Annotated in this window: 7 protein-coding genes and 3 pseudogenes; 7 read left to right on the top strand and 3 right to left on the bottom strand. The window is 60.4% G+C overall.

From position 1 onward, the window contains the following. Positions 1-928, top strand: a 928-nt coding sequence (locus tag JFT80_RS05930) for a hypothetical protein (protein WP_201147237.1), incomplete at its 5' end; no start/stop codon positions are given. 115 nt (positions 929-1,043) lie between these two features. Here the strand turns inward: JFT80_RS05930 and feaR are convergent. Continuing rightward, positions 1,044-1,965, bottom strand: a pseudogene (gene feaR, locus JFT80_RS05925) (transcriptional regulator FeaR). Here feaR and JFT80_RS05920 point away from each other — a divergent pair. The 6 genes and pseudogenes from JFT80_RS05920 to JFT80_RS05895 all read left to right on the top strand — a co-directional run bounded on the left by JFT80_RS05920 (position 1,924) and on the right by JFT80_RS05895 (position 5,784). Beyond that, on the top strand, positions 1,924-2,307 hold the full coding sequence (locus tag JFT80_RS05920; RefSeq protein WP_201147238.1) for a hypothetical protein: 384 nt from the start codon (positions 1,924-1,926) through the stop codon (positions 2,305-2,307). The pseudogene feaR and the gene JFT80_RS05920 sit on opposite strands and share 42 nt — an antisense overlap. A 25-nt stretch (positions 2,308-2,332) precedes the next feature. Continuing rightward, positions 2,333-3,481, top strand: a complete 1,149-nt coding sequence (locus JFT80_RS05915) for an amine dehydrogenase large subunit (protein ID WP_201147236.1) — start codon at positions 2,333-2,335, stop codon at positions 3,479-3,481. Between the two features lie 12 nt (positions 3,482-3,493). Further along, a pseudogene (locus JFT80_RS05910) lies at positions 3,494-4,035 on the top strand (MauE/DoxX family redox-associated membrane protein). Positions 4,036-4,038: 3 nt separating this feature from the next. After that, positions 4,039-4,665 carry a methylamine dehydrogenase accessory protein MauD gene (gene mauD, locus JFT80_RS05905; RefSeq protein WP_122838499.1) on the top strand — a complete coding sequence of 209 codons (627 nt, stop codon included), beginning with the start codon at positions 4,039-4,041 and terminating at the stop codon, positions 4,663-4,665. 18 nt (positions 4,666-4,683) lie between these two features. After that, positions 4,684-5,205: a methylamine dehydrogenase light chain gene (locus tag JFT80_RS05900; RefSeq protein WP_122838498.1), complete on the top strand. Its 522-nt coding sequence runs from the start codon at positions 4,684-4,686 to the stop codon at positions 5,203-5,205. A 58-nt stretch (positions 5,206-5,263) separates the two neighbouring features. Continuing rightward, positions 5,264-5,784, top strand: a pseudogene (locus JFT80_RS05895) (cytochrome C). A gap of 1 nt (position 5,785) precedes the next feature. Here JFT80_RS05895 and JFT80_RS05890 read toward each other — a convergent pair. Then, positions 5,786-6,439 (bottom strand): peroxiredoxin, encoded by a 654-nt coding sequence (locus tag JFT80_RS05890; RefSeq protein WP_045059024.1) that lies wholly within the window; start codon positions 6,437-6,439, stop codon positions 5,786-5,788. A gap of 243 nt (positions 6,440-6,682) precedes the next feature. Beyond that, positions 6,683-7,012, bottom strand: a complete 330-nt coding sequence (locus JFT80_RS05885) for a hypothetical protein (RefSeq protein ID WP_122838496.1) — start codon at positions 7,010-7,012, stop codon at positions 6,683-6,685. Positions 7,013-7,072: the final 60 nt, after the last annotated feature.

Genomic DNA, 7,072 nt, shown 5'->3' with positions numbered 1-7,072 from the left:
AGAGGATGGTGTCGACCTGTCGTTCGGCCGGCAGAACATCGTGGTAGGCGATGGTTTCCTGATCAATGGCGACGCCCTGAACATCGGCAAGGGCCTGGCCGACGGAGAGTTTAACCGCGGGGGCGCCTACTGGCTGGCCGCACGCAAAGCTTTCGATCAGACCGCCGTATTGCGCCTGGGTGGCAAGGAAGGTTGGCGCAGCGATCTGATGTGGCTGAAATCGAACAACCGCGCGCAAGCGAAAACCGAGATGTACGTCGGCACCCTCGAGCACGTCAGTGAGGCTGGCACTGTGGGCCTGACCTACATCGACTCCACCGATGTCGACGAGCAATACGCGTCACCCCTGCAACTCGAGCGTGACGGCATGAAAACTTACAGCCTGCGCGCTCAAGGTAATGCCGGAGTACCCAACCTGTTCCTCTCCGGGGAATACGCCAAACAGGACAAACCTCACACCGCCAGCGAAGATGCCTGGTACCTGGAAGCGGGCTGGACCTTCGCCGACGCGCCCTGGACCCCGAACGTCAGCTACCGCTACAGCCGTTTCTCGGAGGGTTACGACACGCTGTTCTATGGTTTCAGTCGTGGTTTTGGCACCTGGTTCCAGGGGGAAGTGGCCGGTAACTATGCGGGTCCATTCAATAGCAATTCACGAATCCAGAACGTGACGCTGAAAGTCGCGCCTCTGGATAACCTGAGTGTTGGTGCGATGTATTTCAACTACGACACCATCGACCGTAACCTCGGCAATACCGACGGCCATGAAATCGACCTGTATGCCGAATGGCACGTCAACGACCACCTGACGGTGATGCCGTTGGTGGGGCTGTATCAGCCAGACAAGAGCGCTGAGCAAGGTGGTACGCAGTTAGGGAGCAATGACAGGAATCTGTATAGCCAGGTGGTGTTTGCGATGGGCTTCTGACCTGAACGAACACAAAAGCCTGCGATCTTTTGACCCTGAAAGATCAAAAGATCGCAGCCTGCGGCAGCTCCTACAGGGGATGGGTGTCGTTCCTACCGCTTGAGTCGCCGCGCGCTCAAGCCTGGCTATATCGCTTGCGGTAAGCCCCCGGGGATACGCCGAAACGCGCCTTGAACGCCGAGGAAAAGTAGCTGGAATCCGAGAACCCCCAGGCGTAGCACAGCGCCGAAAGTTTCTGTTCGCCATGGCTTTCACGCAGGTTTTGCGCGCAGAAATCCAGCCGGCGGTGCTTGATGTATTGCGCCACTACCAAGCCGCGCTTGGAGAACATCCGGTACAACCCACGCACCGAAATTCCCACGTCTTGAGCGATCGTCTCCGGGCACAGCCCTTCGGTGCTGATGTGCTCGTCGATGTAGGCGATGATCTTGCGAAACTGCCGCTCGTGGGCATCGCCGCCACTGTCGCGGGCGCTGATACCCGGCAACAACAAGCTGGCCAGCGCATCCAGGACCGCCTCGCTTTCCTGCATGTCCAGGCCTTCCTGCTGGCGGGTTTCCAGCACCAGCCTATTGGCCATTGCCGCCAGTGGCGTGCCCGCCGCGATGCGCGTGGCGCAGCTCAGACCACTGAAGTGCGAGCCCCGCTCCACCACCTGGCGCGGCAGGATCAATGACAATTGCCGGGAGTCTTCATGGTAGGTCATGTCACTGGGCCGGCAAGCGTCGATCAGGGCGATATCGCCCAGGCCCAGGCGGGTACGATTGTCGCCCTGCTCCAGCTGCGAACTGCCGCGCATCTGGAACACGGCGTAATAATGCCCGTCACTGCTAACGCTAACGTCCTTGCTGGTGCGATACAGGTGCACGTGTGCCATGTCGACGACACTGAGGTTGATGGCGCCACTGCGAAACTCCGCCAGCTCGCCATAAAAATCGCTGTCCAGCACCCGCGCGTCAAATCGCCTCGCAGGCTTGGTTGACCTGGCTCAACCATTGTTCGAACGCCTCATTGCGAACCGTCGAAGAACTCATCATCACTGCAAAGCCTCACGTGTTTTTTTATTTTTCGACCGCTTCGTCGAGCGGTTCGGCGAATGTTCGCAACTGGCCGCCCCCTTCCCTTGCCTGCCACAGGCTCGCCATTCTTCAGGCTCCAGCGTCGGCGTGCCAGCATTGTTTAGGGGTCAAGCGCGACTACCAGACGAGTGGAAACGCCAGCAATCACCGCTGCCCGAGGGATTTTTACTTGTTCTGCCGGCATTTGCCAATCAATGGCACAGACACACAACCACTTGGCAGCCACAGCAATTCTCCGCATTGCCCGGCAAGGCAGAATCGAACTGCAAAAATCTGCGTCTGCACCCGCGATTCGCGTGAACAATAATTCAGGGAGTTGCCCCTAATGCGAGCCACCAGGATCACCGTACAGTCAGCGCTGAGTCTGAGCCTGCTAGTACTCGGTTTGAACAATGCCAGCGCGGACCTGCCCGCTGACACGATCGGCCAGACCGTTCTGGCCTTTCCACCGGAAGCCCACCGCACGTTCATCGTCGATGTCGAATTCGAAAGTTTCGTGACGGGCCGCGTCACCGTGGTCGACCCCGACAAAAAACGCATCCTCGGCATGGTGCCCACCGGCTTCGCCGCGCCCTCGACGCTCAGCCACGACCAGAAGACCCTCTACAGCGCCGACATCTTCTACTCCCGCGGCACCCGTGGTACCCGCACCGATGTGCTGACCGCCTGGGACAGCTCGACCCTGTCGCCGGCCTGGGAATTGCTGATACCGACCAAACGCGCCGAGTCGCTGACCCAGCGCTACGGCCTGAAAACCAGTGCCGATGATCGCTTTGTCTACGTCTACAACTTCACCCCGTCGACCTCCGTGACGGTGGTCGATACCCAGGCCAAGGCCGTCACTTCGGAGATCGCCATCCCCGGGTGCGTGCTCAACTATCCGGTCGGCAATCGTCGTTTCGCCTCACTGTGCGGCGATGGCAGCCTGCAGGTCGTCACCCTGAATGATCAGGGCGTGGAAACCGCCCGCAGCCGCACGCCATTCTTCGACCCCAACGCAGAAAAGCTCGTGGAACGCGCCGTGAATGTGGGCGATACCTACTACTTCACCACGACCACCGGCACCATACGCCCGGTGGATTTCGCCGCCGATGCGCCAAAAATCCTGCCGGCCTGGTCGCTCAGCAGCGACGAAGAAAAGAAAGCCGGCTGGGCCCCCGGTGGGTGGCAGCTGATGGCGGTGGCACCAAAATTGAACCGCTTGTATGTGCTGATGCACGACGCCCACGAACCGATGAAGTGGGAAGACCCGAGCCCGCTGATCTGGGCCTTTGATCTGAAAACCCAAAAGAAAGTCGCGACCCTGGAAGCGCCTGTGCCCGTGTGGAGCATGCAGGCCACCGGCGACGACAATCCGCTGTTGCTCGGCACCGACGTGGAAGGCGGCTTGCAGATTTTCGACCTCAAGACCAACAAGCTCACCGGCAGCATGGCCAAAGTCGCGAAAACCGCGACACAGGTCATGAGCTACTGACGAGGCCCGACCATGCACATTGATCCGATTTTCATTATCGCCAGCGCCCTGGCCATCGCCGTGCTGCTGGCCAGCGCCGCGACCCACAAGTTGCGCGCGCCGGCACGGTTTGCCAAACAACTGGCGGACTATCAGTTGCTGCCTGAGGCCCTGGTGCGACCCGGTGCACGGGTAATGCCGCTGCTGGAACTGACGATTGCCTTCGCGCTACTGGTTCCCGTCAGTCGCTCATGGGCAGCGCTGACCGCCGCTGGCCTGATCACTTTGCGTACGCCGCCGCCATCGGCATCAACCTGCGGCGTGGCCGGCGGGACATCGACTGCGGCTGTGCCGGGCCTGACCAGGCGCAGCCGTTGCGCCCGATCCTGCTGCTGCGCAACAGCGTGCTGATCGCCCTGGCGTTACTTGCAAGCGTGGTGCCGCTGGCCCGTGACCTGAATCTATTCGACGGCTTTGTGACCATCGCCGCCAGCGCCGTGGCGCTGCTGATTTACGCCGCAGCCGATGGCTTGCTGGCGAACTCCCCTCTTCTGCTCAAACTGATTGGTAGGTGATCAATGGACGGCTTAATCGTTTCCAACGCGTTGCTCTGGATTTTGCTGCTGGCCCTGGCGTTCGCCGTAATGGGCCTGGTGCGTCAAATTGGCGTGCTGCACGGGCGCATCGCACCGGCTGGCGCACTGATGGTCGATAAAGGCGTGGCCGTGAACGAGCCCGCGCCGCAAGTGACCGCATCCGACCGCAAGGGTCGCCCGGTGAACTTCGGCTACGCCGGCGAAAAATCCCAGCTGCTGTTCTTCCTGTCGCCGACCTGCCCGATCTGCAAGTCGCTGCTGCCGGCAATCAAGTCGATTGCCCGGGAACAGGCCGATCGCCTCGACGTGGTGTTCATCAGCGATGGCGACATGGACGCTCAGCAAGCGCTGATCCGCGAACACAAGCTCGACGACGTGACCTACGTAGTCGGCCCGGAAGTGGGCATGACCTACCAGATCGGCAAGCTGCCCTACGCCGCTTTGATCGACAAGGCTGGCACTCTCCGCGCCAAGGGCCTGGTCAATTCCCGAGAGCACCTGGACAGCCTGTTCGAAGTCGAGCACCTGAAAAGCGCAACGCTGCAGGAATACCTGAACAGCCAGCCGCACCCCCATGCGCATGACCACAGCCATGGCCATAGCCACTGATTAGGCAGGGAGACTGTTATGAAATTGCTGGATCTGTTGTTTGAGCGTTCATCCCGTCGAGTCGCCGATACGACCTCGCGACGCAAACTGCTGGCGCGAATGGGCTCGCTGATGGTCGCCGGTGCCGCACTGCCCCTGCTGCTGCCGCTGGATCGCACCAGCAAGGCGCTGGCCGCCGATAACCCGAAAGCCGGAGACCCCGGTGACCCGAACAGCTGCGACTACTGGCGCTACTGCTCCATCGACGGTTTCCTGTGCAGCTGCTGCGGCGGCTCGGTAACCTCCTGCCCGCCGGGCACCGAAGCCTCGCAGGTGACCTGGATCGGCACCTGCCGCAACCCGGCCGACAACAAGGACTACATCATTTCGTACAACGATTGCTGCGGCAAACAAAGCTGCGCGCAATGTGCCTGCACCCGTAACGACAGTGAAGAGCCGGCCTACCGCCCGTTCAACAACAACGACGTGAACTGGTGCCTGGCCGCCAAATCGCACATCTACCACTGCACGGTTTCGATCATCCGCGGCGTCGCTGTCTAGTGCACACAAGCCGTTGGTTGCTCAGGTAATCGACGGCTTTTTCGCAGAGGTGTTGTTAATGCACAGGTTGCTCATCTTCGGTCTGGTCTGCGCCATGACCGCCCCGCTCGTTCATGCGCGGGCCATCCCCAACCCGGCGCAGCGCCATGCACCGGGTAATGAAGCACCACAAAAACCCATCGCCGACGCGGGCTATAGCGTTGGCGTGAACTTCAGCTGCAATGCGCCGGGTGTCACCTGGGCAATGGTATGGGCTCCCCGGCCAACGACACGCCACGCATGACCGGGTTCGTCGGCAATTTTCTCAAGGTGCCGGGCGGGCGCGAGTTTCTCGTGCGAGTGCCGGGCATGTCACAGTCGGCGCTGAACAACGCGCAACTGGCCGACTTGCTCAACTGGCTGTTGCGCGAAGATGGCATGGCCGGCACTAGCATGCCGGCCAACTATCAACCGTACAGCACCGAGGAAGTCACCCGGCTGCGGGCAGCCACCATGCTCAATCTTCCCGGCACCCGCGCCGAGCTGATCAAGGCGATGCGGGCACAAGGCATCGCGATTGAAGACGGGATGGGCAACTGAGCTATTTCGGTTGCGCCACTGTGCGCAAATAGGGTTTTACCGTTTTAAAACCGTCCGGGTACTTCTTCTTCGCGTCTTCATCGGAAACCGAAGTCGGGATGATCACGTCCTCGCCCGGGCGCCAGTTCACCGGAGTGGCCACGGTGTGTTTGGCATTGAGCTGGATGGCATCGAGCAGTCGCAGCACTTCATCGAAGTTGCGCCCGGCGCTCATTGGGTAGATCAACATGGCCTTGATCTTCTTGTCCGGGCCGATGATGAACACCGAGCGCACGGTGGCGTTGTCCACGGCCGTGCGCGCGCCGCCACTGGCATTGGGGTGGATCATGTCGTAGAGCTTGGCCACCACCAGGTTCTCGTCGCCAATCATGGGGTAATTGACCGCGTGGCCCTGGGTTTCCTCGATGTCCTTGGCCCAGCTTTGATGGTTGCCCACCGGGTCAACGCTGAGCCCGACGATCTTGGTGTTGCGCTTGTCGAACTCGGGCTTGAGCCCGGCCATGTAGCCAAGTTCAGTGGTGCACACCGGGGTGAAGTCCTTGGGGTGGGAAAACAGGATGGCCCACTGATCGCCAATCCATTCATGGAAATGCAGCGTGCCCTCGGTGCTCTCGACGGTGAAATCCGGTGCTTCGTCGCCAATACGAATGGTCATGTGCGTTCTCCTCGAGGTGAAGGGTTGGGAAACTGCTGGACGGGTCAGTATAGGAGACGGTTGAGGATAGGGGTCCGGGAATGGAGAACCCGTAGAGTCCGATGTGCTGCACAAATGCCCTGCACTACCCTGACCCTGTAGGAGCTGCCGAGTGAAACGAGGCTGCGATCTTTTGATTTTCCAGGATCAAAAGATCGCAGCCTGCGGCAGCGCCTACGGGGAACCCATGGGATTCCAGAGTGTTTACCGACGTGCCAGCTTGTACCGCACACAATCCTCATAAAAGCCCTGGCGGATTGCCGCCGGCTTGATCCGCGAGGGGCTGTCGTAGGTCTGTTCGGTGATGCCCATGGCCATCATGCGCATCCACGGCTTGGTGAATTTGTAGGTCTGCAGCTTCTGCCGCGCTGCGTACAGCGACACTCCCGCCAGCTTCAACTCCTGGGCTTTAGCGGCCGTCCCCGCGCCCCAGCTGCACATGTAACGATCATTCGTCTTCAGTTCCCTGGCTTCGGCCATCGTCGCCACACTGGCCAGCCCGCACGACATTAACGCGATCATCACACTGCGCATGTAGATTCGATCCTAACAATTTGAAATTAAATTGATTCTGATCAAATCCCGCAGTGTTCG

The sequence above is a fragment of the Pseudomonas sp. TH10 genome (assembly GCF_016651255.1).
GTDB lineage: Bacteria > Pseudomonadota > Gammaproteobacteria > Pseudomonadales > Pseudomonadaceae > Aquipseudomonas.
The sequence above is the reverse complement of the archived record's forward strand: the minus strand, read 5'-3'. Positions and strand labels throughout refer to the sequence as shown.

What these genes read in the sequence shown, in the direction of transcription:
- JFT80_RS05915 (WP_201147236.1), top strand. Translation starts at nt 2,333, where the DNA reads ATGCGAGCCACCAGGATCACCGTACAGTCAGCGCTGAGTCTGAGCCTG.
- mauD (WP_122838499.1), top strand. Translation starts at nt 4,039, where the DNA reads ATGGACGGCTTAATCGTTTCCAACGCGTTGCTCTGGATTTTGCTGCTG.
- JFT80_RS05900 (WP_122838498.1), top strand. Translation starts at nt 4,684, where the DNA reads ATGAAATTGCTGGATCTGTTGTTTGAGCGTTCATCCCGTCGAGTCGCC.
- JFT80_RS05890 (WP_045059024.1), bottom strand. Translation starts at nt 6,439, where the DNA reads ATGACCATTCGTATTGGCGACGAAGCACCGGATTTCACCGTCGAGAGC.
- JFT80_RS05885 (WP_122838496.1), bottom strand. Translation starts at nt 7,012, where the DNA reads ATGCGCAGTGTGATGATCGCGTTAATGTCGTGCGGGCTGGCCAGTGTG.